This is a genomic window from Lacinutrix chionoecetis (assembly GCF_053604665.1).
This window is the reverse complement of record NZ_JBSHNQ010000064.1, coordinates 1-25,594: the sequence shown is the minus strand read 5'-3', so window position 1 is coordinate 25,594 and position 25,594 is coordinate 1. Positions and strand designations below refer to the sequence as shown.

28 protein-coding genes are annotated in these 25,594 nt (G+C 33.2%); 8 read left to right on the top strand and 20 right to left on the bottom strand.

The window, feature by feature from the left end; genetic code table 11:
* Nucleotides 1–12: 12 nt before the first annotated feature.
* The 3 genes from ACVC43_RS02415 to ACVC43_RS02405 all read right to left on the bottom strand — a co-directional run bounded on the left by ACVC43_RS02415 (nt 13) and on the right by ACVC43_RS02405 (nt 3,125).
* A complete protein-coding gene (locus tag ACVC43_RS02415; protein WP_452222974.1) occupies nt 13–1,014 on the bottom strand; it encodes a T9SS type A sorting domain-containing protein in 1,002 nt (333 codons plus the stop codon).
* Nucleotides 1,015–1,126: 112 nt separating this feature from the next.
* On the bottom strand, nt 1,127–2,320 hold the full coding sequence (sucC, locus tag ACVC43_RS02410; RefSeq protein WP_452222973.1) for an ADP-forming succinate--CoA ligase subunit beta: 1,194 nt from the start codon (nt 2,318–2,320) through the stop codon (nt 1,127–1,129).
* Between the two features lie 148 nt (nt 2,321–2,468).
* On the bottom strand, nt 2,469–3,125 hold the full coding sequence (locus tag ACVC43_RS02405) for a hypothetical protein (protein ID WP_452222972.1): 657 nt from the start codon (nt 3,123–3,125) through the stop codon (nt 2,469–2,471).
* A 108-nt stretch (nt 3,126–3,233) separates the two neighbouring features.
* Here ACVC43_RS02405 and lysA point away from each other — a divergent pair, with 108 nt between their 5' ends.
* The 3 genes from lysA (at nt 3,234) to ACVC43_RS02390 (ending at nt 6,396) form a co-directional block, all read left to right on the top strand.
* Complete coding sequence (gene lysA, locus ACVC43_RS02400) at nt 3,234–4,460, top strand: diaminopimelate decarboxylase (RefSeq protein WP_452222971.1); 1,227 nt, start codon at nt 3,234–3,236, stop codon at nt 4,458–4,460.
* A 248-nt stretch (nt 4,461–4,708) separates the two neighbouring features.
* A complete protein-coding gene (locus tag ACVC43_RS02395) occupies nt 4,709–5,236 on the top strand; it encodes a nuclear transport factor 2 family protein (RefSeq protein ID WP_452222970.1) in 528 nt (175 codons plus the stop codon).
* A gap of 122 nt (nt 5,237–5,358) precedes the next feature.
* Complete coding sequence (locus ACVC43_RS02390; protein WP_452222969.1) at nt 5,359–6,396, top strand: AI-2E family transporter; 1,038 nt, start codon at nt 5,359–5,361, stop codon at nt 6,394–6,396.
* On the opposite strand, the gene ACVC43_RS02385 is transcribed toward ACVC43_RS02390, so the two are convergent.
* The 13 genes from ACVC43_RS02385 to ACVC43_RS02325 form a co-directional block, all read right to left on the bottom strand.
* On the bottom strand, nt 6,391–6,768 hold the full coding sequence (locus tag ACVC43_RS02385; RefSeq protein WP_452222968.1) for a VOC family protein: 378 nt from the start codon (nt 6,766–6,768) through the stop codon (nt 6,391–6,393). The two genes, ACVC43_RS02390 and ACVC43_RS02385, sit on opposite strands and share 6 nt — an antisense overlap.
* Nucleotides 6,768–7,325, bottom strand: coding sequence for a hypothetical protein (locus tag ACVC43_RS02380; RefSeq protein WP_452222967.1), 558 nt, complete (start codon nt 7,323–7,325; stop codon nt 6,768–6,770). The genes ACVC43_RS02385 and ACVC43_RS02380 overlap by 1 nt, the downstream gene beginning before the upstream one ends.
* 28 nt (nt 7,326–7,353) lie before the next feature.
* Nucleotides 7,354–8,061 carry a T9SS type A sorting domain-containing protein gene (locus ACVC43_RS02375; RefSeq protein ID WP_452222966.1) on the bottom strand — a complete coding sequence of 236 codons (708 nt, stop codon included), beginning with the start codon at nt 8,059–8,061 and terminating at the stop codon, nt 7,354–7,356.
* Nucleotides 8,062–8,073: 12 nt separating this feature from the next.
* On the bottom strand, nt 8,074–9,471 hold the full coding sequence (locus tag ACVC43_RS02370; RefSeq protein WP_452222965.1) for a M20/M25/M40 family metallo-hydrolase: 1,398 nt from the start codon (nt 9,469–9,471) through the stop codon (nt 8,074–8,076).
* Nucleotides 9,472–9,501: 30 nt separating this feature from the next.
* The gene (locus ACVC43_RS02365; RefSeq protein ID WP_452222964.1) at nt 9,502–10,380 is read right to left on the bottom strand and encodes a PPK2 family polyphosphate kinase; all 879 of its coding nucleotides are present in this window, start codon (nt 10,378–10,380) and stop codon (nt 9,502–9,504) included.
* A gap of 7 nt (nt 10,381–10,387) precedes the next feature.
* Nucleotides 10,388–10,951, bottom strand: coding sequence for a hypothetical protein (locus ACVC43_RS02360; protein ID WP_452222963.1), 564 nt, complete (start codon nt 10,949–10,951; stop codon nt 10,388–10,390).
* Nucleotides 10,952–10,972: 21 nt separating this feature from the next.
* Nucleotides 10,973–12,136: a sigma-54-dependent transcriptional regulator gene (locus ACVC43_RS02355; protein ID WP_452222962.1), complete on the bottom strand. Its 1,164-nt coding sequence runs from the start codon at nt 12,134–12,136 to the stop codon at nt 10,973–10,975.
* Nucleotides 12,136–13,020: a DUF6268 family outer membrane beta-barrel protein gene (locus tag ACVC43_RS02350; protein WP_452222961.1), complete on the bottom strand. Its 885-nt coding sequence runs from the start codon at nt 13,018–13,020 to the stop codon at nt 12,136–12,138. Before ACVC43_RS02350 ends, ACVC43_RS02355 begins: the two co-directional genes overlap by 1 nt.
* Nucleotides 13,017–14,009 (bottom strand): mechanosensitive ion channel family protein, encoded by a 993-nt coding sequence (locus ACVC43_RS02345; RefSeq protein WP_452222960.1) that lies wholly within the window; start codon nt 14,007–14,009, stop codon nt 13,017–13,019. Before ACVC43_RS02345 ends, ACVC43_RS02350 begins: the two co-directional genes overlap by 4 nt.
* A 1-nt stretch (nt 14,010) precedes the next feature.
* The gene (locus ACVC43_RS02340) at nt 14,011–15,342 is read right to left on the bottom strand and encodes an ABC transporter permease (protein ID WP_452222959.1); all 1,332 of its coding nucleotides are present in this window, start codon (nt 15,340–15,342) and stop codon (nt 14,011–14,013) included.
* A gap of 7 nt (nt 15,343–15,349) precedes the next feature.
* Entirely contained in the window at nt 15,350–16,276 is a 927-nt protein-coding gene (locus ACVC43_RS02335) for an ABC transporter ATP-binding protein (protein ID WP_452222958.1), read from the bottom strand.
* Nucleotides 16,277–16,654: 378 nt separating this feature from the next.
* Nucleotides 16,655–17,782, bottom strand: coding sequence for a molecular chaperone DnaJ (gene dnaJ, locus ACVC43_RS02330; protein ID WP_452222957.1), 1,128 nt, complete (start codon nt 17,780–17,782; stop codon nt 16,655–16,657).
* Nucleotides 17,783–17,832: 50 nt separating this feature from the next.
* A complete protein-coding gene (locus tag ACVC43_RS02325) occupies nt 17,833–18,375 on the bottom strand; it encodes a nucleotide exchange factor GrpE (RefSeq protein ID WP_452222956.1) in 543 nt (180 codons plus the stop codon).
* Between the two features lie 221 nt (nt 18,376–18,596).
* Here ACVC43_RS02325 and ACVC43_RS02320 point away from each other — a divergent pair, with 221 nt between their 5' ends.
* Together ACVC43_RS02320 and ACVC43_RS02315 are read left to right on the top strand one after the other, a co-directional pair.
* Nucleotides 18,597–19,232 (top strand): YceI family protein, encoded by a 636-nt coding sequence (locus tag ACVC43_RS02320; RefSeq protein ID WP_452222955.1) that lies wholly within the window; start codon nt 18,597–18,599, stop codon nt 19,230–19,232.
* A 170-nt stretch (nt 19,233–19,402) separates the two neighbouring features.
* Nucleotides 19,403–20,113: a YqjF family protein gene (locus tag ACVC43_RS02315; protein WP_452222954.1), complete on the top strand. Its 711-nt coding sequence runs from the start codon at nt 19,403–19,405 to the stop codon at nt 20,111–20,113.
* Between the two features lie 4 nt (nt 20,114–20,117).
* On the opposite strand, the gene ACVC43_RS02310 is transcribed toward ACVC43_RS02315, so the two are convergent.
* From ACVC43_RS02310 to ACVC43_RS02300, 3 genes are all read right to left on the bottom strand, one after another.
* Entirely contained in the window at nt 20,118–21,020 is a 903-nt protein-coding gene (locus ACVC43_RS02310; RefSeq protein WP_452222953.1) for a TIGR01777 family oxidoreductase, read from the bottom strand.
* A 153-nt stretch (nt 21,021–21,173) separates the two neighbouring features.
* On the bottom strand, nt 21,174–21,845 hold the full coding sequence (gene mnmD / locus ACVC43_RS02305) for a tRNA (5-methylaminomethyl-2-thiouridine)(34)-methyltransferase MnmD (protein ID WP_452222952.1): 672 nt from the start codon (nt 21,843–21,845) through the stop codon (nt 21,174–21,176).
* A gap of 62 nt (nt 21,846–21,907) precedes the next feature.
* Nucleotides 21,908–22,429, bottom strand: a complete 522-nt coding sequence (locus ACVC43_RS02300) for a DUF4920 domain-containing protein (protein WP_452222951.1) — start codon at nt 22,427–22,429, stop codon at nt 21,908–21,910.
* 104 nt (nt 22,430–22,533) lie between these two features.
* Here ACVC43_RS02300 and ACVC43_RS02295 point away from each other — a divergent pair, with 104 nt between their 5' ends.
* Entirely contained in the window at nt 22,534–23,592 is a 1,059-nt protein-coding gene (locus tag ACVC43_RS02295) for a branched-chain amino acid aminotransferase (protein WP_452222950.1), read from the top strand.
* A 70-nt stretch (nt 23,593–23,662) separates the two neighbouring features.
* Here ACVC43_RS02295 and ACVC43_RS02290 read toward each other — a convergent pair whose 3' ends face one another.
* Entirely contained in the window at nt 23,663–24,052 is a 390-nt protein-coding gene (locus ACVC43_RS02290; protein ID WP_452222949.1) for a pyrophosphohydrolase domain-containing protein, read from the bottom strand.
* Nucleotides 24,053–24,104: 52 nt separating this feature from the next.
* Here ACVC43_RS02290 and ACVC43_RS02285 point away from each other — a divergent pair, with 52 nt between their 5' ends.
* On the top strand, nt 24,105–24,290 hold the full coding sequence (locus ACVC43_RS02285) for a hypothetical protein (RefSeq protein WP_452222948.1): 186 nt from the start codon (nt 24,105–24,107) through the stop codon (nt 24,288–24,290).
* Nucleotides 24,291–24,367: 77 nt separating this feature from the next.
* Entirely contained in the window at nt 24,368–25,390 is a 1,023-nt protein-coding gene (locus ACVC43_RS02280; RefSeq protein WP_452222947.1) for an SRPBCC family protein, read from the top strand.
* Nucleotides 25,391–25,594: the final 204 nt, after the last annotated feature.

The following is a 25,594-nucleotide window of genomic DNA, read 5'->3' as shown; positions in this document are numbered from 1 at the left end:
TCCTATTTTTTATTATTTTTTGATAAACTTTGAGGTTTGTACTCCTTGATTGGTAGTAAGCTTTATAGTGTAAAACCCACTCTGTAATTGGCTTACATTTAACAGGCTACTTTCTTTGGAAGATAAAACAACTCTGCCATTAAGATCTGTAATTTTTATGGTGATTATAGCTACACCCTGTTTTACTTGGAGATTTAAGATTTCTCCAACTGGATTGGGATATAACTTTATTAGGTTTTCTGCGCTATAAAAGCCTTCAACAGATAAGGTGTTAGTGATTAAAGCTTCTATTGATGAGAATGTTTCATTTATACCAAGTCCAGGAACACTTATTACACCATCTGTTGTTCTAAAAACTAAGGCGCCATCTCCATCTTTATAATAGTTGTAATTAGTAATAGTAGCAGTGCCAGGAAAAAAACCACCTATTGCAAAAGAAATCATTTGCTCGGTTTTAATTCGTGTTACACTACCACTATATGCACCTTGCCCAGTAACAGTAAAAGTTAGTGAACCGTAGCCATCAACCTCTGTGGTAATAGTTCCTGTGTACGATGGTGTTTGGCCTTGTGCATTTAGAGTTCCCGCAATATCATCTACTGTTGCTGGTGTTCCAAAGGTTATTGGGTAGGTACCAATTAAAGCATTATCGGAATTGTAATCTATAGTAAACTCGGCATTACTTGCTCCTGTTAACGACAGCGTTGAACCTACCACCTTATAGAATAACTCATTAGTATTCATTACGTTATCGGTTATTGTTAGCACTTGGGTAGTACCTGGATAACTTGTTAACTGTGACGCTGTTGGTGTAGTAAACGTATCTGTATTTGTACCTGTTTGGGTTAATGTGCCAAAATCCCAAGCTGCATTTGCTCCAGAAGGATTTTGGTTTACTGTACCAGTAACTATAGCAAACATTGAGTTTTGCGTGCTGAAATAGTTGTTTACAGGTGCTTGTGAAAAGCTTAAAATGCTTGATAATACAAGTAATAAAAGTAATTTTGTTTTCATAATGGATAATTTTTTAATTAATAGCTTTTGGTTAAAAATGACAATAAAAAAACCTACAGTATTCACAATGAATAATGTAGGTTAAGCATTTATAATTAGACTATAGTAGCGCTTACGCTAAAACAGCTTGTACTTTATCTGCAGCTTCTTGAAATTCTGTGGCACTCATAACATCAAGTCCAGAATTGTCTATTAGTTCTTTTGCAATATCTGCATTGGTTCCTTGTAAACGTACAATAATAGGAACATTAATAGCGTCTCCCATATTTTTATAAGCATCTACCACACCTTGTGCAACACGATCACAACGTACAATACCACCAAAGATATTTATTAAAATGGCTTTAACAGCAGGATCTTTTAAAATAATTCTAAAAGCAGCTTCCACACGTTTTGCATCTGCTGTACCACCTACATCTAAAAAGTTAGCTGGCTCTCCACCTGCTTGTTTAATTAAATCCATAGTTGCCATTGCTAAACCTGCACCATTAACCATACACCCAACGTTTCCGTCAAGGTCTACATAGTTTAAACCTAAGGCACCAGCTTCAACTTCAATTGGGCTTTCTTCACGTAAATCGCGTAATTCTGCTAAATCTTTGTGTCTGTATAAGGCATTATCGTCGATAGTTACTTTAGCATCTACTGCCATAATTTTGCTATCGCTGGTTTTTAAAACCGGATTAATTTCGAATAAAGAGGCATCAGATTTTACATAAGCAGTATATAAAGCACTTACAAATTTTGTCATTTCTTTAAACGCAGTACCACTTAAACCTAAGTTAAAAGCTACACGTCTTGCTTGAAAAGGCAATAAACCTGTTGCTGGATCTACTTCTTCTGTAAAAATTAAATGTGGCGTTTCTTCTGCAACAGTTTCAATATCCATACCTCCTTCTGTAGAATACATAATCATGTTTCTGCCAGTACCTCTGTTTAAAAGTACAGACATATAATATTCTTCTGGTTCAGAATCTCCAGGATAGTAAACATCCTCTGCTACTAATACCTGGTGTACACGCTTCCCTTCTGCCGAAGTTTGAGGTGTTACCAAATCCATACCAATAATCTGTCCTGCAATTTCTTCTACTTCCTGTAAGCTTTTAGCTAATTTTACGCCTCCACCTTTTCCACGTCCACCAGCGTGAACTTGAGCTTTTATAACGTGCCATCCTGTTCCTGTGTCTGCAGTTAATTGCTTTGCAGCCGTTACAGCTTCAGCAGCATTTCTTGCTACATGACCACGTTGAATACGCACACCAAATGTGCTTAATAGTTCTTTTCCTTGATATTCGTGTAAATTCATCTGTTTTAGAATAAAATTTTAGTGCCACAAAAGTAAATAACCTTAAGCGTTTTACCAATATTTTTTAATAATGATTTTAGTTGAAGCAGATTTAAAAGCAACTGCATATAGAAAACGGTATGTAATTGTGTTTGTCTATAGTAAATTATTAATCTTTTAAGCTTTTAATAACAGAAAACGCTTTGTCTACTAAATGATCTTCTACAAGAATTGTAAACTCATTTGTCGTGGAAATAACTTCGTATAAAGTAACATTTTCCCATGCTAATCGTTTAAAAATTTGATAATATAAGCCTGCTATTTTAGAATTTCCTCTAGGTAAATTTAAACTTATTGCCGATAAATTATCTTGTAAACCAATTAGTGTTTCGTCTTTGAAAATATTTAAAACACTTCCTTTCTCTATGCTCGAAATGATAATATTACTTTCTAAAACGCCACGTGTGAAACCATAAAAGATATTGTGATTTGTGTTTATTTTTTCTAATACTTTTGAATGGCTATGTATTAAAGTTTTAGAATTTTGAAAAGTAAAGTCGCTTAAATTAGAACGTACGGTAATATCGCCAAGACTTTTAAAAACCTTTTTTAGTTTCGTTGAATTCTCGACGTTAGTAGGCTGGTTGTATCTCCTTAAGGCCATCATTATGGCTCCATCTTTTACTGGCTTACGCAGAATTTTAGAAATGGAGCTATTTAAGTCTTTGGCCAAGGCAGAATAGTTAATTATGTCACGCACAAGCGCCTCTTCTAAAAAAGGGCTAGACACAATAATCTCTTCTACACAGGAAGCTATAGTTTTCAAATTGTTAATTATTTAACATTATGTGTAAAATTAGATAAAATTTTTCATTTTTGAGTTTTAAAAGATTATTACTTATAATTTCGCACTCTTAATTGATAGATATTACAAATGGAGCAAAGCACTTTATTACAAATCGCAAAGGATTATGGAAGTCCTGTTTATGTATACAACGCCGAAACAATTACCAACCAATATAAACGGCTAACAAATGCCTTTAATGAGGTTAAAAAGGTAAAGATAAATTATGCAGTTAAAGCATTATCTAACCTTTCTATTTTAAAACTAATGCATTCACTTGGTGCTGGATTAGATACTGTTTCTATACAAGAGGTGAAGTTAGGCTTGACTGCTGGTTATAAAGCCCAAGACATCATTTACACACCTAATGGCGTATCTTTAGAGGAAATTGAAACGGCTGCCAAATTAGGTTGCCAAATTAATATAGACAACCTTTCTATTTTAGAACAGTTTGGCACAAAACACCCAACAATTCCAGTTTGCATCCGAATCAATCCACATGTTATGGCTGGTGGTAATACTAACATTTCTGTTGGACATATAGATAGTAAATTTGGTATTTCAATACATCAAATTCCACATATTATTAGAATTGTTGAAAATACCAAAATGAATATTAATGGCATACACATGCATACTGGAAGCGATATTTTAGATATTGATGTTTTTCTTTATGCCAGCGAAATTCTTTTTGAGACAGCCAAGAACTTTAAAAATCTTGATTTTATAGATTTTGGTTCTGGTTTTAAAGTGCCTTACAAACCTGGAGATATAGAAACCAATATTGAAGAATTTGGCAATAAACTAACTGCAAGGTTTAATGCGTTTTGTAAAGAATACGGAAAGCAATTAACCTTAGCATTCGAGCCTGGTAAGTTTTTAGTTAGTGAAGCTGGACAATTTTTGGCAAAGGTTAATGTTGTAAAACAAACCACCTCAACCGTTTTTGCGCAAATAGACTCTGGTTTTAACCACTTAATTCGCCCTATGTTATATGGCTCGCAACATGAAATTGAAAACATCTCTAACCCTAACGGTCGTGAGCGCTTTTATAGTGTTGTTGGTTATATTTGCGAAACCGATACTTTTGCAAATAACAGACGTATCGCCGAAATTAACGAGGGCGATATTTTAGCATTTAAAAATGCAGGAGCTTATTGTTATTCTATGGCAAGTAATTATAATTCGCGATATCGCCCTGCCGAAGTACTATGGCATAACGGTGAAGCTCACTTAATTAGAAAGCGAGAAACGTTCGACGACATATTAAAAAATCAAATTGAGATAGACTTAAAACCAAAAAAGGTAAAAGTTTAAATACGGACTTAAAAGCACTTATAAATTAGTGCTTTTTTTTATATGTACCCTTTTATCCTTATAAAACGCTAAACATTTTTAAATAAATTTAAAAGACAAATTCGTGAGTCTCATATTTTTTAATTATCTTTAAAAGGAGCTATTTTGATAGTAACCACTATCTTTAAAAGATTTATCTTTCCTAATCTACTCTTGCATTTAACAATAAGCCTTAATTGGTAACATATTTAATAACTAAACCCATAATTATGAAAAAATTGATATTATTAGTTAGTTTATGCTGGTTTTTATTTAATTGCCAAGACAATGCACAACGTTACACTCAAGATTCTAAAGAAATTGAAATTGTAAAAAAAACCATCGCGCATTACGATTTACACCAATGGGATAGTTTGGTCATGAATTATGCAGATACAGCTAAAGTGTATTATAATACCAGAACAGCCATTTTAGGTCCAAAAGATTTAAAAACCTTCCTAACCCGAAATGATAATTATATTTCTACACGTGCTTTTGAAGATGAAAGCAGAGAATACGAAATGATAGAAGATAATAACGGAAAGGTTTGGGTTAATTTTTGGGGATTGTGGAAAGGCAATTTAAAAGAAAACAACAAAGGTATTGTAATACCAGTTCATATTACTTATCAGTTTGACAATGATAAAATTGTTGAAGAATTTGGCTATTGGAATGCAGCAGAATTAGTAAAAGAGATACAGGCAATAGAGAATGCTAAATTATCTTTGGAAGACATTGAAGCCGCAGACGATTTATAAACTGCCTTTTAATTAATATTTCTTACTGTATTTTTATTTAAATTAGTTTTTATCTTTTTTTATGTTATAACAACCACAGTTGTGTAACTATATTACTATATTTATTTAACTAAAATTGTGTAATGAATAGAATACCAACTAAAGTAATTCGTCAACTTTTTATAATTAGTTTAATTCTACTTTTTGGGTACCTCATTTTTTCTGAAATGTTCCCCTATTTTGGTGGTTTTCTTGGCGCCATAACACTGTATGTTTTATTACATAAGTGGATGAAAATCATGGTCGATAAAAAAAAGTGGAACACCAGTTTTTCAGCTATCTTATTAGTAATTTTTTCGCTGGTGGTTATTATACTTCCCATAGCTGGAATAGTATTAATGTTAAGTAATAAAATAGGTGATTTTACTAAAAATAGTGAACAATTTTTAAACGCTGCCAAAGAGCAATTGGAAGTAGCTGAAGGCTATGTTGGTTTCGATTTAAATTCGAAAATAGACACGACCAGCATAACAACGTGGGTAACCAATAACCTGCAAAATGTGGCTGGAGGTACGTTTACCATGTTTATTTCTGTAGGTATAATGGTTTTTGTTTTATACTATATGCTAACAAATAGGAAACTCTTAAAAAAGGCCTTAATTAAGTATGTACCATTAGCAGATGATAACCTTAGCGAAATTGGTAAAGAAATACGCTCTATGGTAAAAGCCAATGCTATTGGCATTCCTTTAGTGGCAATAGCACAAGGTATTATTTCTCTTATTGGTTTCTTAATTTTCGGTATAGATGACGCTTTGTTTTGGTTTGTTATAGTAACCATTGGTTCTATGATTCCGTTTATAGGAACTTTAATAGGTATTGTACCTGTTTTTTTAATAAGCCTTGCCACTGGAAACGATTTTCAGGCTTGGGGAATATTAATTTATGGTGTTGTTGTTGTTGGTTCTACAGATAACATTATTAGGCTTTTTGTATTACAAAAATTAGATGAAGTACACCCACTCGTTACCTTAATTGGTGTTATAATTGGTGTTCCTCTATTTGGATTTATAGGATTAATTTTTGGACCTTTACTAGTGAGCCTTTTTATGGTTTTTGTTAAGATCTATAGAAAAGAATATGGCAAAGACACTGCAAAAATTGATGCCAAGCAACTATAAATTTTGATAAAATGTTAAGCCGTTATTATCTAAATCATAAAAAGCGAATTCTCGGGTTTGCCATTCGGTTTCCCTAATTTTAGTTTTGGGATGAAACACGTTTCTAAACTTATATTCTTCATATAAATTTTCTAAATGCTCTGTTACTATTCTTAGCATTGGTGTATTAAAACCTGTTTCCCATTCTTTGGCATCATGCCATTGCAGGTGTATTTCTATTCCATCGCGTATTATTCCCGCATAGGTAGGATTTTTAGAATCGTCTGCAAAAGCAATTTTAAAACCTAACTTTTTCACATAAAAAGTTAAAGCTTCTACCACATTTTTAACTGGTAGAATTGGATGAATTTGATGAAGAATAGGTTTTGGCATTATTTTTTTATTGTTCCAGAAAAGTGATTTACTTTTGGATTAATTGGGTTTCCTGTAATACGTCTAAAAGTTGCTAATTGTCCGCAATGCCAAATCGCATCGCTTATTGGTCCGTTAATATTGTTCCAATACGGAATTTCGCTGGTTCCAAAAATTATTTTGTACTGAGAGATGTCTCCACTTTCTCTTAAAATAGCAGCAGCTTGTTTTAGGTTTACAAGGGTCTGTTTTCTTAATTCTGAAAAATCCATACTTCGCTTTTCTTTTGTATTTGCCTTTTTTAAAGTAGAATTAAGGACAATTAAAGACAAATCGTGAATATGCTCAACAGTTTCTAAAGAAGTCCTAACCGAGTCGTGAGGTTTATATGCTAAATCTTTTTCGGTTAAGCCTTCGCTCGCCCAGTAAAATCTAAACCCTAAGGCATCGACTTGTCTGGCTGCTACCGTTCCTGCTGTATATGTTTTTGAAGCTTCTGGAAGTTCGTAATATGGAGCATTTGTTGTTTTGTCTTGGTTTTGAGCTGAAAGCAGCATTGAGATTAACAGTGTAGACATTAGGATTGAATTTTTCATAATAAATAACTTATTTTTTCACAATCTTTTTAGTTTCTTTCCTACCATCGTTAGTCTCAAAAACAAAAAAGTATACTCCTGTTTTTAATTTCTCGATGTTTAATTCTGGATTTTCAGTAGTTTGTATTTTTAATGCTAGTTCTAACTGACCCTCTATATTAAAAACATTTACTTTTAACTCATCATTTCTGGATTTATTAGTAATTGTTAATACATCTATCACAGGATTTGGTGAAATTTCAATGTCTAACATTTTATTTTTATCAACACCTAAAGTAGCACTTCCATATTCAACGTAATCACCGTTAACAGAAGTAACTATTAATGTTTTACTATTGGTATTTTGAGTAATAGCATAAGTAAAAGGATTATTCATGTTATTAAAATAAAATGCAAAATAAATGGCTTCAAAATTATGATTTATTGTTTCACTACAACCTCCTGATAAAGTTTGATATAATTCTAAAAATGAAAAATTAGATAATGCATCATCAAAACTTAAAGTTCCGCCTATAGAATCGCAGATGTGAGATAAAAAATTAACACCAAAAAATTCTGTAGAAGTTGTTATGCTTTCGGTAGGAGAAGAAGGTGGAATATTACTATTACCAGATATAACAACATCGTGGATATACCAATAATTATCATAAAGTTGAGCATCTTGCGCTAAACTTTTTACTGTGTATAAAGCTAATAATACTATTAAAAGGTTCTTCATATTCTAAATTTACTAATCCTTAATCTCTTCCACATCACTTATTGTTGTTGTTCCATATTTATCGAATAAATAAATTAAGCTCGTCATGGTTGCTGCACCGAGTTCTAATTCTCTTTTATTAACAGCATCGAAGGTGTCGTTTGCTGCATGATGGTGGTCGAAATAACGTTGAGAATCTGGTCGTAATCCTGCTAAAACAATATTATCATTTTTTAATGGTCCTATATCTGCACCACTATATCCTTTTTCAAAATAATGAATTAAATAAGGTTTAAATAAGGGCTCCCAACCCAATACTTTATCTAGGTTAGCATCGCTACAATCGAAACTAAATCCTCTTGGTGTAAAACCTCCAGAATCACTTTCTAAGGCAAATACATGATTTTCATTTTTACGTTTTGCTTCTTCTGCATATTTTTTACCGCCTCGTAAGCCGTTTTCCTCATTCATAAACAACACCACTCTAATGCTCCGTTTTGGGGTAATACCACTCTCTTTTAGTAAACGTACCACATCCATAGATTGTACAACTCCTGCTCCATCATCATGCGAGCCATCGCCTAAATCCCAAGAATCTAAATGCCCACCAACGACCATATATTCGTTTGGAAATTCACTACCTGTTATTTCTCCTATAACATTGTATGAAAGCACATCATCAAACTGTTTACAACTTTGTTTAAAGTAAAAATCTAAATTTGCATCTTTTTTTAAGGCTTTGGAAAGTGCATTGGCATCGTTAGTGCTTATGGCTGCAGATGGAATGCGTTGCTCGTTAGGCAAATCTAAATAGCCCATACTTCCCGTATGCGGAAAATTGTCTTCGCGCAAATTTAATGAGCGTACAATTACACCCACAGCACCTAACTTTCCTGCTTCGTAAGCGCCAGCGTAACGTTGTTTAGAGCAACCTCCATAGGCTTCAAACGTATTAATAAGTTCAGGATTCATAGCGCCATTAAAAAATACAATTTTACCTTTCACTTGTGTACCGAGCACTTCTAACTCATCAAAACTTTTAACCTCAACTACTTTGGCTTTTAGACCTGAATCTGACGTTGCAACTGAGCCTCCTAAAGCACAAATATTAACGTCTGTTTTAGTTCCTGAGGCTTCAAAATAGCCCACTTCTTTTTCGCCTCGCTCCCACTTTGGTACCATGACCTCTTGTAACCAAACTTTATCTAAGCCTAATTTTTCTAATTCGTTTTTGGTGTATTGCACGGCTTTTTCTGCATTTACCGATCCTGACAAGCGTCCTCCAATTTGGTTAGACAAATGGTCCAACCACTGGTATGCTTTACCATTTGTTAAGGACTGCTTGTAAATGGTTTTTACAGTTTCTTTATCGTTTTGGGCGTATATTGATATTGAAAATAATAATACTATTATTAAAAAATTATTTTTCATGTGATTTGTGTTGTGTGCATGAGTTAGCGACTACTCGTTTTTTAATTCCTGACGATATAAATCTATATTTGCTTTGGTTTTGTCGTCTAATTCTGGTTCTTTTATGTCTTTGTATTCCTTAAGTGTATTGTAAAGAATTTTTGCAACAGCCAGTCTTGCTGCTGGTTTACTATCTGCCGGAATATTAAACCAAGGTGCATGCGTTTTAGAGGTTCTATTAATGGCATCTTGATAACATGCCATATAATCGTCCCAAAGTTTACGTTCTTTTAAATCGCCTGCTGAAAATTTCCAGTTTTTATGTTTTAAATCCAGTCTACGTAGTAGTCTGTTTTTTTGTTCTTCTTTAGAAAGGTTTAGAAAAAACTTAAAGATTAATGTACCGTTATCTGCCAGATGTTTTTCGAAATTTTTTATTTGCTCAAAACGTTTGTCCCAGAAAGCATCGTTTATATCTTCTAAACTATTTACATTTGGAAGTTTCTCGTTTAAAATATAATAAGGATGCACACGTGTTACCAATACATTTTCGTAGTGCGTACGATTATGTACACCAAATTTTCCTCGTGCTGGTAAAGCCAAATAATGTCTCCATAAATAATCGTGCTTTAGCTCTAATTCTGTTGGTACTTTAAAGCTCATCACCTCTACACCTCTGGCATTAAAGTCTTTAAAAACTTCGCGAATTAAGCTGTCTTTCCCAGAAGTATCCATGCCTTGTAAACATACTAAAACAGAGTGTTTTCCATGTGCGTACAACTTGTCTTGTAATTTGCCTAACTTCTTTCTTACCTTTTTTAACTCGCTCTTTATTTCATCTTCGGTTGCTTCTAAATCTAAAGTTGAGGATAATTTAGACAGGTCAATTTTTGAAGTTATTTTATGATTACTAATCTCTATTTCTTTCATTTTAAATCTACTTTTTATTTTCTTTTTCCTCTTCTTCGTCTTCTTCGTCTTGATGTAATAAAGGGTGGTCTTTTATCTCTAATCCTACAATTTTAATAATACTAACTACGGTATTGTAAAGCATTAATACTACAGAAATTAGACCTCCACTTAATACTGCAGACAATCCTAAACTTATATAGTAAATAACAGAATACCATGAGCTTGGTACGTTTTCGGCTTCTGTAACTGGGATATTCATGAGTTGAAATACAATCATTGCAGACACAAATACGATGGTATCTATTTTTGCAATGAGCAGGACGTGTTTGTAATGCTCTTCGGTTAATTTTGATTTAGTACTGGAACTAATACTTAATAAAGTGAGTAATAATGCAAGAATGGTTGCAGATGCTAATACAATGGTGTTACATAAAGCATTTATTCCTGGTAAGGAAGTGGTAATTAGAGATTTTGCCTCGTAACCACTTATATTTCCTAATCCATAAGCTCCTAATCCTATAATTATAGCTGCTAAAATCCCTCCAAATAGGGCTCTTTTGTTGTATAAAGATAATTTAATGAGTTTCATAACTGCTTATTCGTTTAAATATTACTTGCTTGCAAATAACTTAACGTCATTTTCGCTTACCTCTGTTCCACCAAGGATTATTAAGCGTTCTATTACGTTTCTTAACTCTCTAATGTTTCCAGTCCAATCGTATTCCTGCAATAATTTTATGGCTTTAGCCGAAAAACTTTTTTCTGCTGTACCTTGTTCTCCAGAAATTTTCTTGGCAAAATGCTTTATCAATAATGGAATATCTGCTCTTCTTTCATTTAATGCTGGTACTTTTACCAGAATGACAGCTAACCTATGGTATAAATCTTCTCTAAATTTGCCTTCTGATATTTCTTTTTTCAAGTTTTTATTTGTTGCGGCTATTATTCTTACATCTACTTTAATATCTTTATCGCTACCAACACGTTGTATACGACTCTCTTGCAATGCGCGTAAAACTTTTGCTTGTGCAGAAAGACTCATATCACCTATTTCATCTAAAAAAATAGTGCCTCCATTTGCTGCTTCAAATTTCCCAGCCCTGTCTTTTGCCGCACTTGTAAAAGCCCCTTTTACGTGACCAAACAATTCGCTCTCTATTAATTCGCTTGGTATAGCAGCGCAATTTACTTCTATCATTGGGCCTTTTGCACGCTCACTTTTCTGGTGTAACCAGTGTGCTACTAATTCTTTTCCGGTTCCGTTTGGTCCAGTTATTAAAACACGCGCATCTGTTGGCGCTACTTTGTCTATAATGTCTTTAATTTGAGAGATAGCGTCGCTTTCGCCAACCATTTCGTATTTTTTACTAACTTTCTTTTTAAGGATTTTGTTCTCTACAACCAGTTCTTTTCTATCTAATGCATTACGCACAGTATTTAACAGTCTATTTAAATCTGGCGGTTTAGAAATATAATCGAAGGCACCCAAACGCATGGTATTTACTGCAGTATCTAAATCGCCATGACCAGAAATCATAACCATTGGAATTTCGGGTTTTATTTTTTTGACCGCTTCAAGCACCTCTACACCATCCATTTTTGGCATTTTTATATCGCATAATACCAAATCGAAATCTTCTTTTCTAATTTTATCGATACCTACTAAACCATCTTCGGCTTCAAAAACTTCGTATTTATCGTTTTCTTCTGAAAGGATTTTTACTAAAACTCTTCTAATCGCTGCTTCGTCTTCTATTACTAATATTTTTGACATTATATCTTAAATTTAATTCCTGTTCTTAAATAAAAAGCGTTTTCATTGTCTAATTTAAAAACTTCATCTCTATTGTCATCTCTTAATCTGTTATTCATACTAAAAGTATAGCCTGTATACGCATACCAAACCAAATGGTCGGTAAAGCAGTATTCATAACCTAATCCACCAACTATAACCGAAAGTGAAATATGATCTGCCTCCTTACCGTCTATAAGAATTTTATCTTGAATATTGGCAAAATACCCATCGATACCTACGAAGGTTTGGATAATACTTTTTTCGCTAAAGAAATATTTAACGTTTGTTTTAGGGACACCTAAATTAAATGACCATTTTTCGTTTACACGTCTGTAATAACTAACAAAAGGCAATGGTAGTGGTATTCCCGTCGTACTATTATAAGTTAAGCCTAAAATTAATCGATAAGGTCTTTTTAAAGATTCGTCCTTGGATCTATCACTAATAGCGTAAACACCTCCATTTAAAAAGAAATCTTCGTTTGTTATTTTCTTAGTTAACGTAGAGGCTATTCTGGGTGAAATTTTAGCGCCTACACGCCAGCCACTTTTTAACTTAAAGGTGTAACCCAGGTTAAAATCTATAATATGTAACCGTCTTAATTTTGAAGTATCAAACGGATAATTATCTTCTATATCGAAGGCAATCCTGCTATATTCACCACCAACCACAAGATAACAGTCTTCATCTGTTTTTATTGGATAATTTAAAAGTGTTCTAAATCTACTAAAACTATCTTCAGATTTACTTTTAGGTATATAAGAGTACTCTAAGCGCGCCAAATCTGTAAGTTGTGCGAACGTGTTATGGATTGTCATAAACAATAAAACAAACACAAATAGTTTCAATGTTTTGTTTTTCATATACTTAGGTTAGTGTTAGGATTATTATCATTTTTAGATTTATCATGCATACTTAATTGAATGTTTTGATCTTCTTTTTGAATAATATGAATATCGCGTTGCGGAAACGGAATACTTACATTATGTTCTCTAAAAAGCTTATCGATTGCAAAGCGCACTTCACTTTTAGGAAATCTGGCATTAAAACTATCCTCAATAGTAAAGGCTACTCTAAAGTTTAAAGAACTTTCTCCAAAATCTGTAAAAATGACATTTGGCGGCGGATTTTTAAAAATTAACTTTGAAGATTTTGCAGCCTCAAGAAGCAACTTTTTTACCAATTGCACATCACTACCATAAGCTACGCCTACATCTACCGATTCTCTTGTTGTAGAGCCATTTTGTGTCCAATTATACAAACTATTAGTTAAATACAAATGATTTGGAATGATTAAGACTTTATTATCTATCGTTACAGCTCTTGTGGTACGTAGTTTTATTTCTTCTACGCGACCGATTTTTCCTTCAATTTCAATAATATCGCCAACATGAACAGATTGGTCTACTAAAATAAAAACACCAGAAATGATGTCTTGAAATAATGTTTGTAATGCTAAACCAATACCAATTAATAAAGCAGCAGAGGCAGCAAAAACGGCAGTAACATCAATACCAAAAGAACTAATGGCAACTAAAAACACTATAATGTAAATAAGCCATCGCGCAAACGAAAACACGGTTGTAAATTTAGCCTTGTCTTCGTCTGGCATTTTACGTGTTAACAGGTTTCTAATCCAGCGTAGAAGATAAGTTGTAAATATTAAAATTAAAATAACAAGTAAAATGTACTTTACCTTTAATTCTCCCGTGACAGAATCGTCAGCATTTTTAAAGGTATAGAAAGAATAATTTAAAAATTCTAAAAATTTTTCCCAAAGACTACTATCTGTTATTGCCTCTCCAACTTCTTCAACAGTTTCTCCTATTTTATCTGTTACGTTATCCTGCATATTAATATTTAATCCATTTTAAAAGTTCCTTATAACTTGGTTTTTTACCATACATTAAAATACCAACTCTATATATTTTTGATGCCAACCAAATAGTAAACATAAATGTACCAATTAAAATTAACAAAGAGAGTACCTGTTGCCAAATTGGTACTCCAAAAGGAATACGCATAAGCATGACTACTGGCGATGTAAATGGTATAAATGAAAATATGGTTGCAACTGTACCATGAGGATCTTCTATCACTGTAAATCCGCCAACATAAACAGCCAAAATTAATGGCATTATAATAGGCATCATAAATTGTTGCGTATCGGTTTCGTTATCAACAGCAGCACCAATGGCAGCATATAGCGAGCTGTATAACAAATAACCACTAATAAAAAACAACACAAATGCTATAATTAAATTCGCTAATGGCATATTAAAAAACGAGTTTAAAAACAACTGCATGTTATTATTAGCTTCAGGATTTTCAATAGCTTGTTGCATTAATTCCTGTTGTGGCATATTTACCTGCGTAAAATCTATTCCAAAAATTAATGATACGACTATTAATAAAACTCCTCCTAAAATAAGCCAAATAGCAAATTGGGTAATTCCTGCCAAAGTGGTTCCTATAATTTTACCAAGCATAAGTTGCAATGGTTTAACCGAAGAAATAATGACTTCAATAATTCTACTTGTTTTTTCTTCTATAACAGAACGCATTATCATGTTACCATAAATAATAATAAACATGAAAAGCAAATAACCTGCAGCACCTCCAAAAATTAGCTTAACCACACTGTCTTGCTTGGATGTTTTTTCTCCGGTAAAATTTTCTTGGTTAATTACTAAATCTATAGTTGCCGATTTTAACAGGTTTACGTCAACTCCTTTTTGCTCTAAATTTATAGCTCTTAATTGTTTTTCAATTTCAGACTCTAAGTTTGTAATTATAGATAAGGATGGCGTTTCTGTTGAGTAAAACTCTACTTCTACTGTTTTGTTGGTATAACTTTGGTTTGCGTTATCATCTTTAAAGTTAGAGATATGAAGTAATCCATAACTCCCTTTTTCTTCTACAACTTTTTTAGCATTTTCAAGTGTTAAACCTTTTAGGTTTTCGTATTTTATAGTTTTAGAATCTTTAAATACAGAAGCCATAGTATTAGACTCGTCTAAAATTGAAATTTGCTTTTCTTTATTATTATTTAATTGTGATAAATACGCAACTACAGAGAATAATGCTATTAATATTATGGGACTTAAAAACGTCATAATAATAAAAGCTTTATTTCTCACTTTTGTAAAGTACTCGCGTTTTATAATTAGTGGTAAATGGTTCATAAAAATTCTAATTATTCCTTACAGTTTGAATAAAAATATCACTTGCAGTTGGAATGACTTCAACAAAATGAGACACTTCGCCTTTAGTGGTTAGATAGTTAAGTAAATGGTTTGCAGATTCGTTTTCTGATAGTTTTATATTAAGTTTTAAATCCTTATTCAACGATTTAAATTCTGCTGGTGAAACTGTAAACTTATCCGAAAGCAAACGTTGTAATTCTATAACATTTGGCGTATTAATTCCTACTTGAAAAGTATTCGTTTTGTATTGTTTTTTAATGGTATTTAAATTACCATCTAAAATTTTATTCGATTTATGAAGCAGTGCAATATGGTCGCACAATTCCTCTACAGATTCCATACGATGTGTGGAAAAAATTACTGTTGCTCCTTCATTGCGAAGTCTTAAAATTTCATTTTTAATAATATCTGCATTAATAGGGTCGAAGCCGGAAAAAGGCTCATCGAAAATTAATAACTTTGGTTCATGCAAAACAGTAACCACAAATTGGATTTTTTGAGCCATCCCTTTCGAGAGTTCCTGTATTTTTTTATTCCACCAATCTCCAATCTCCAACCTGTCGAACCACATAAGCAAACGTTTTTTTGCTTCGGTTTTATCCAAACCTTTTAATTGTGCTAAGTATAAGGCTTGCTCGCCAACTTTCATAGATTTGTACAACCCACGCTCTTCTGGCAAATAACCAATGTTTTTAATGTGATGTCGTTGCAAAGGTTCGCCATCTAAAATTACTTTACCTTGATCTGGCATAGTAATTTGATTGATAATACGAATTAATGTGGTTTTTCCTGCTCCGTTTGGACCAAGCAAACCGAAAATACTGCCTTTTTCTACAGCAATTGAGACTTTGTTGAGTGCTGTATAATCACCAAAAGTTTTAGAAACCAATTGTGCTTCTAATATGTTATGCATATAATAATATTGTTGGTTGCGTAAATATAGAAAATGTTAATTGGGAAACTTTGCTGTTTACATTTATTTTAACGCTGTAAGGCGTATTAAAGTAAGATATCCCAAGGTGCGATACGATTTGTTCGACTAATTAACTTTACCGTGCACTACGCACTTAAAAAACAAAGTCGCACAAAAAACAAAACCCACCCTTTACGCAAATAAAGGATGGGAAAAAATTGCTATGAAAAAGAAAAATTACCATTGGCGCAAACCAATGATATACCAAATATAAGACTTTTTGTTTAACTTATGCTTTATTAGCTAAATAAGTTCTTTTTTTAACAAAAAAAATCTGCATTTTAAATGCAGATTTTTCTTTTTAATTTTATGTAATTACTATGAAAACATGTCTTTTACCTTCTCAAAAAACGATTTATCACTTTGTTCTGGTTTAGGCGAGAAATGCTCATCTTCTCTCATACTTTCAAAAAATTCCTTTTGTTCTTTATTTAGAGTTTTTGGCGTCCAGACATTAACGTGTACTAATAAATCGCCTTTACCGTAGCCGTTAATACTTGGAATTCCTTTTCCGCGTAAGCGTAAAATTTTCCCGGATTGCATACCTGCTTCTATCTTAATACGCACTTTACCAGTAACAGTATCAATTTCTTTAGAAGTTCCTAAAATAGCATCTGGTAAACTAACATATAAATCGTAATGCAGGTTATCGCCTTCTCGTTGTAATGTGGCGTGATCTTGCTCCTCTATAGCTACCAATAAATCTCCAGCAATACCATTACCTGGAGCATCGTTACCTTTGCCAGAAACCTTAAGTTGCATGCCGTCTACAACTCCTGCTGGTATTTTTACAGAAATCGTTTCTTCTTTTACTTTTAAACCTTGAGCATCTGCTCCAGCGGGTTTTTTATCTATAATTTGTCCGGCTCCACTACATGTTGTACACGGACTTGCCGTTTGCATGCGACCCAAAATAGTATTGGTAACACGTGTTACTTGCCCAGAACCATTACAGGTGCTACATGTTTTATAGGTAACGCCATTGGCTTGAACTTTACGTTTTACCTTTATTTTTTTCTCGACACCATTCGCAATTTCCTCAAGCGTTAATTTCACTCGAATACGCAGATTACTTCCTTTCACCCGACGTTGTTGGCCGCCACCAAAACCACCGCCAAATCCAGAGAAACCACCGCCTCCAAAGCCACCTCCAAAAATGTCGCCAAATTGGCTGAATATGTCGTCCATATTCATGCCACCTCCACCAAAACCACCACCACCTTCAAAGGCTTGGTGACCAAACTGGTCGTAACGGGCTTTTTTATTCTCATCGCTTAACACCTCGTATGCTTCGGCAGCTTCTTTAAACTTCGTTTCGGCAGCCGTATCATCCGGGTTTTTATCTGGATGATGTTCTATTGCTTTCTTTCGGTAGGCTTTTTTAATTTCGGCAGCTGTAGCATTTTTGCTTATGCCTAATATTTCGTAGTAGTCTCTTTTTGCCATTCTCAATTGTTATCCTTTTAAAAATAGGAAGATATTTGTTAGTACTATAATTATTGTCCGATTACAACTTTTGGAAAACGTATTACAGTTTCGCCAAGTGTATAGCCCTTTTCCACAACCTCTATAATCTTCCCTTTTAAATCGTCGCTCGGTGCTGGCACTTGTGTAATGGCTTGGTGTTTTTCAGAATCGAAAACATCGCCTTGTACCACTGTCATAACTGCCAACCCTTTTTGTGCCAAAGTTGTTAACAACTTCTGGTATATTAACATGACGCCTTTTCTTAACTCTTCGGCTTCCTTATCTTCCTCTATGTGTAATAAAGCGCGCTCAAAATCATCTAAAACGGGTAACATTGACACCATGACATCTTTGCTTGCTGTTTTAAAAAGTTCGATACGTTCTTTAGACGTTCTTTTCTTATAATTTTCAAATTCAGCAAATAATCTTAGAAACTTATCTTTTTCCTGGCCTAATTCTTCTTTAAGTTTGTCCTCGGTAGAAAGTTCTTCAACTTCTATTTGCTCTTCGGTTGCAGTGTTTTCAACCTGCTCTTCAATTATATCTTCTTTTTTATCTTTTGCTTTGCTCATTTCTGTATTTTTTTTAATACTACTTAAAGTTGGCAAAAGTACTGCCATTATTGTAAAAATGCCAAAATGTCACAAATTATTTTTTATCTATATTTAAGATATACAATCCATGTAATTAAGGCATATACTATGAAATAACATGAATTAGTTTTAAGATATATTTAAGTATTTTCCATGGAATGTTATTTATCTTTGTAGCTTAACCATTAATAAATTTAAAAATGAAAAAACAAGTTTTAAATATCTTTACAGTGTTAGCTTTAGGTCTTGCTGTAGTTGGATGTAAGAATGATAAAAAAACAGAAACTACAGATGTTAAAGAAGTAGAAGTTGTAGAAGCAGAAGCAACATATAAAGCAATGCCGGAACAATCTATGGTCATGTGGGAAGCTAATAAAGTTGTTGGAGGACACACTGGAACTATAAACTTATCTAACGGTGTTGTAAAAATGAAAGGAGACCAATTAGTTGGTGGTAATTTTATTTTCGATATTTCGACATTAGATAACACAGATCTTGAAGATGCTAAAAAGAAAGCAGATCTTGAAGGTCATCTTAAGTCTGCTGACTTTTTTAATGCCGAAAAATTTCCGAATGCTGCATTCGAAATTACAAGTGTTGAAGGTAATAATGTAAGTGGAAATTTAACTATTAAAGATATTAAAAGAAACATTACTATACCTGTAATGGTTGGAATGAATGGCGATATGATAACTCTTACCAGTGATGAATTCACCATTGACAGAACAGAATTTGACATCAAGTACAACTCTGGAAAATTTGCTGAAAATTTAGGAGATAAAATGATTTTAGATGATGTAAAATTAAAAATATCTGTTAAAGCTAAAAAAGCTTAAATTAGAGTTTAAAATATTCTATTTAAAAGCCACATCGAGAGATGTGGCTTTTTTTATTTGTATTGTTTACTAATGACAAGATGATAAATAATCTTTTCTTCAGTTTAGGCTTATTATTAACTAAACTGTTTTTATTTTAGAAAAAATTAATACTTCAAAACAAAAAGATAATGAGTTTTTTAAATGCGGAGTGGAGAAAATTAGCAATTGCAAACTATCCCATCGATCCAAACAGGCTTTCTAAATATGTTCCCAAAGGCACAGAACTGGATCTGTGGAAAGGTAAATGCTACGTTAGCTTAGTTGGTTTTATGTTTAAAAACACCAAATTACTTAGCGTAAAAATTCCATTTCATACTAACTTCGAAGAAGTTAACTTAAGATTTTATGTCAAACGGTTTGAAAACAACACTTGGAAGCGTGGTGTTGTTTTTATTAAAGAAATAGTGCCTAAACCCGCTTTAACTTTTGTTGCAAATTCAATCTATAAAGAACATTACGTAACGTTACCAATGCGGCATCAATGGAAAGAAAATGAAAAGAATAGAGTTGTCGAGTATAGTTGGAAAAAGAATAAAAAATGGCACTCTATTAAGGTCGTTGCCGATTTAGAATCTTCTAAAATTGCTGAGCATAGCGTGACAGAATTTATTACAGAGCATTATTGGGGATATGCTAAGGTGAACAATAGCATTACTAATGAATATGAAGTGACACATCCTAAATGGAGACAGTATAAAGTAGAAGATTTTGTTATAGACGTTGATTTTGGAATTAACTATGGAAAAGGTTTTGAATGTTTAAATAACATGTCACCAGAAACAGTCATGCTTGCCGAAGGCTCTGAAATAACTGTTGAAAATAAGAAAACTATAAAGTAAATTTCTATACTAACTCCTCTAAAGCCGCATCCAGGTTTACATATCGAAAATTAAAACCAGATTGCTCGATTTTTTTAGAACTAACACGCTGGCTCTCAAATAATATAATGTGCATTTCGCCTAAAAGAAATTTCATTACGGCTTCTGGAATATTTGGCAATACTAAAGGCATTTGTACCTTTTTGGCAATGGCCTTTGTGATGGTTTTATTGGTGGCTGGATTAGGTGCCACACCATTGTAAACACCTTCTAATTCGTTTTCTAAAACGTGAATAAAAATGCCTGCTAAATCTTCAAGATGAATCCAGGACATCCACTGGTTACCGCTTCCCATTGCAGCTCCAATACCATATTTTATAGGTTTCGAAAGTTGTGGAAAGCCACCTCCTTTATTAGAAAATACAACACCAATACGCACCTTAGAAACTGTTATATCTAAAGTAGAAAACGTATCTACAGCTTGCTCCCACTCCTGTACTACTTTCCCTAAGAACGAGGTGCTAATTTCAGGTTCATCTTCACTATAGTATTTGGTTTCAGAGTCTGGATAATAACCAACAGCACTGGCTGACACTATTTGTTTTATGTTGTTTGGATTGTTTTTTACGGTTTCGTGAAGCAATGCGGTTGTTTGCAATCTGCTATTAATAATAGCCTGTTTTTGTTTTTCTGTCCAACGTTTGGAGATACTCGCACCAACTAAGTGAATAATCGCATCTACATCGTTTAGGCAATTTACATCTATTTTGGCTTCTCGCGGATTCCAATAAAACCCTTGATAATCGGGTTTGTTAGCAATTTTATCTTTGCTGGTGGTTAAATAGTTAATTTTAATATGTTTTGCTTGACATTGTTTTACAATCTCACTTCCTATTAATCCAGTCGCTCCTGTAATTAGTACTCGCATTTTTTTTATAAAAATACAATATAACCGCAAGCTTAGCCTTAGGTTTAAGTTGGATTTAACACAATTATTTTACTTAATAATTTTAACGAAATAACTTCGGGTTTCAACTTAATAGTGAAGTGAAAATAAATAAGTTGATAAATGAGTACAAGGCTATTTAATAGCACGTAGCATGTGCCGTTTTCCAGGAGGCCCTTCAATTTTAGATACAGAAAATCCAACCGAAAGCATTGCTCTTCTGGCATCGCCTTGCGCACAATAAGTAACTAAAACTCCTTTAGGTTTTAATGCCTTGTAAAGTATACTAAAAATAGTTTCTGTCCATAATTCTGGTTGTACTCTTGGACCAAAAGCATCGAAATAGATAATATTGTATTTATTAATATCTGTTATTCTAAAAAAATCTATTTGTAGTTTTTTTAACTGAAAAGTTGGGGTAATTTCACAGTCTTTGTCCCATTTACAATCATGGATTGTTTTGAAAATTATTTCGTTGTTTAATGTTTCAGTATAATTTAATTGCTTTAATTCTTCGGCTATAACAGGAAAAGCCTCTACGCCTACATAATGACACTGTAGTTTTAATCTTTCAGTTTCAATCGCTGTTAAAAACGTATTTAATCCCGTACCAAACCCGAGTTCTAAAATTGAAATTGGTTTGTTTTTTTCAAAACCTTCAGAAGCACAAAAAAAGGCTAAACCCTGTTTTAAATAAACATGTTTAGCCTCTTGTATCGCGCCATGAGTAGAATGATATTGCTCGTTCCACTCTGGAATATGAATGGTTTTAGAACCATCGTTAGTCGTTATTATTTTACGCTTCAAACAAAAACTAATTAATTAAAAATTTCTGGTAATTGACTTAGTAATAGCTGAATATAAACTTTCTATTCCTCGACTAATAAAACACCATCTGCCTCGAAAGAGAATGTTTTTTTAGGTTCTGTAATTTTCGCAATTTCTTCGGCAGATTTCCCTGCATCTTCAGCATAATGACGTTGCTCGTCTACAGGTACTTCATTAACATATGCCTTACCATTTAATATAACCTCTTTGCCAGCAATATCTTTAGGCATAAAAAAACCGTAGTCCTTAAATTTAACCATAACCTCTTCTCCATTTTCAAGATCTAACTTCATCCAACAGCCTTTTGCCTGGCAAACTTCGTTTACTTTTGCAATCATTTTAGTATTAATACTGTCACCAACATTCATTCCTTTGTAATGTTCTGCCATTGATGAAGCAGCAATAGCATCGTCTGGAATTATTTCCTCTCCAAAAGACTTATAATTTACTTCTACTATTTCTTCAGATATCATTTCTGTATCTGTTTCAGTAGTCGTTTTCGTTTCGTTTTTACATGCAAAAAGTACTGCTCCGAAGGCGAATGCCACTATAATTTTTTTCATAATTTTAAAATTTAATTTTCCTTTAGCAAAGATAGTATTTTAAGGATAAAATTTCATTTTTAAGCGCTTTATTCTGTATTTTTGTAAAAACCTAATAAACCAAAATGATTGCATCTAACGTTACCGTAAAAAAAGCTAAAACTTCTAAAATTGATAGTGTTGATTTCAATAATTTAACATTTGGAAAAACGTTTACAGACCATATGTTTTCATGTGATTTTATTGATGGCGAATGGCAAAATGCCACTATTGAGCCATATGGCCCAATGCAATTTGATCCAAGTGCTCGTGTTTTTCATTATGGTCAAGCCGTTTTTGAAGGCATGAAAGCTTTTAAAGATGCAGATAACCAAGTATGGCTTTTTAGGCCAGAAGATAATTGGTCTCGTATTAATAAATCGGCAGCACGTTTGGCTATGCCAGAATTTCCAAAAACATTATTTTTTGAAGGCTTAACACAATTATTGCATTTAGATAGCGACTGGATTAAAAACACCAAAGGCAGCTCTATGTATATTAGGCCTTTTGTTATTGCTACAGAACCTGCAATTTCTGCTTCTCCTGCAAATAGCTATAAATTTATAATTATTATGTCTCCAGCACAAGCCTATTATGCAGGTGAGGTACGTGTAGTATTTGCCGAAAAATTTAGTCGTGCAGCAAATGGTGGCGTTGGGTTTGCCAAAGCTGCCGGAAATTATGCTGCTCAGTTTTACCCAACAAGTTTAGCACACAAAGAAGGATACCAGCAAATAATATGGACAGATGCCAATACTCACGAATTTTTAGAAGAAGCTGGTACGATGAATATATTCTTTAGAATAGACGATACACTAATTACAACGCCTACTAACGATAGAATTTTAGATGGTATCACAAGAAAAAGTATTATACAACTTGCCGAGGATAATAATATAAAGGTTGATGTTAGACCCATAAGCGTAAAGGAGATTAAAGATGCCGCTAAAGACGGAAGCCTAAAAGAAATATTTGGCGCTGGAACTGCGGCTGTTATTACTCCTATTTTAGGATTTAAACATGGCGATTTAAAGCATGAGATTGCAAAATTAGAAAACTCTTATGCTTCATTTTTTAAAGAAAAACTTACAGCTATTCAATATAATTTAGATAAAGACACGCATGGATGGCGTTATAAAGTATAATACACTTATAAAATAAAAAAGCAGTCTTTCGACTGCTTTTTTATTTTATAGACTTCAATATTTCTTTTCACTATTCCTTTTCTAAAATGGCTGCAATATTGGGTTTAAAATAGTTTGGTCCTTTTAGCACCTTACCATCCTCTCTGTAAATTGGCTGTCCGTCTTCACCTAATTTACTCATATTACTGCGTTGAATTTCGTTAAAAACCTCTTCAATTTTATACTGCATACCATGTTCAATAATGGTTCCACATAAAATGTAGAGCATGTCTCCAAGCGCATCTGCAACCTCAACTAAATCATTATCATTCGCTGCTTCTAAATACTCTTCGTTTTCCTCTTTCATTAAATTATAGCGCAACGTATTTTTAAGGTTACCTAAATCGGCTTTTGGAGTTTCTAAATGCCCTATTTTAAATGCATTATGAAATGCCTTAACGGCTTCTATTTTATTTTTCATTGAAATCGGTTTTTACTGCTGGTAATCATTATTTTTGCATAAAAATAACAATATGTTTAGTACAGGACAATTAATTTTTGCCATAAGTTTTGCAATTGTATTTATTTTGGCAATAATTTATACTTACAGAAAAGATTTAAAATTACATAAGCAATACTATAAAGGTACTATTTGGGTACTTATTGCCTTTATCTCTTTTATAGGTTTAATAGCTGCTATTAAATTTATTTTTAAGTAATCACTTTAATACACCGAAAACAATAGTAGTTCTATTTATTTTGTAAATTTGATTTACCATAACAAACCATTATACACATGAAAGCCTTAAAATACATATTCTTTCTTATTCTAATTGCTATAATCGCCTTAGCAATTTACATTGCTGTGCAACCTAGCGAATTTAACGTTACCAGAACACGTACAATAAATGCTCCTGCAGCTGTTATTTACAACGAGGTTAACGATTTTAAAAACTGGGAATCCTGGTCTTCATGGGCAGAGAAAAATCCTGACATGAAAATTACTTTACCAGAGCAAACTGTTGGAGAAGGTGCCATGTACACCTGGGAAGATGAAGATGGTGTTGGAACCATGAAAACGGTAGAAACCAATACCAATAAATCCATAGATCAGATGATGCAATTTGGCGATTTTCCTCCATCGAATGTATCATGGAAATTTAAACCTAATGCGGACGGTTCTACAGATGTTACTTGGGACATTGCAGGAAAGGATTTACCTTTTGGTTTTAAAGCCTATACTGCTTTTATGGGTGGTATGGAAAAACAAATTGGTCCGGAATACGAACGCAGTTTAGAAAAGTTAGATAGTATCGTGATTTCTGATATGAAAAAATACAGTATTGTAGTCGATAAAGAAACCACACAACACAGTGGTGGTTTTTATATTTACAACACTACAGCAACCACGTTCGAAGATTTTCAAACAAAAATGGCTAGTATGTTACCTGAGGTTATAACTTATGCTCAAAATAATAACATCACCATGGCTGGAGCTCCTTTTATTTTATATCATAAATGGGATGAAGAAAATAATGCAGTTATGTTTTCATGTTGTGTGCCAACAACGGCAAGAGTAATTACCACAGGAAGCACAATCTTAACTGGTAAATTAGAACCTTTTAAAGCCGTAAAAACAACATTAACTGGTGATTACGATAATTTAAAAGAAGCTTGGGAAACAGCTATGAAAACTATTGCTGAAAGTGGCTTAGAACAAGACGAAAACGGTCCAACATTAGAAGCTTATTTAAATTCACCAATGAATACGCCCAATCCGGCAGATTTAAAAACTGAAATTTTTATTGCTGTTAAATAAAAGCAATACATCTAAATAAAAAAGCAGCCCTAACTATTTAAGGCTGTTTTTTTTAGTTCACTATATGTCCCGTCCTGAAATAGCGATACACTAAAACATTAGTGTAATGAAACCATCAGAAAACACTGGGTATGTAAAGCGTACCCAAAAAGATTATTCAATTTCTTTTAAGCTTCAAGTTGTTGGAGAAATAGAATCAGGTCA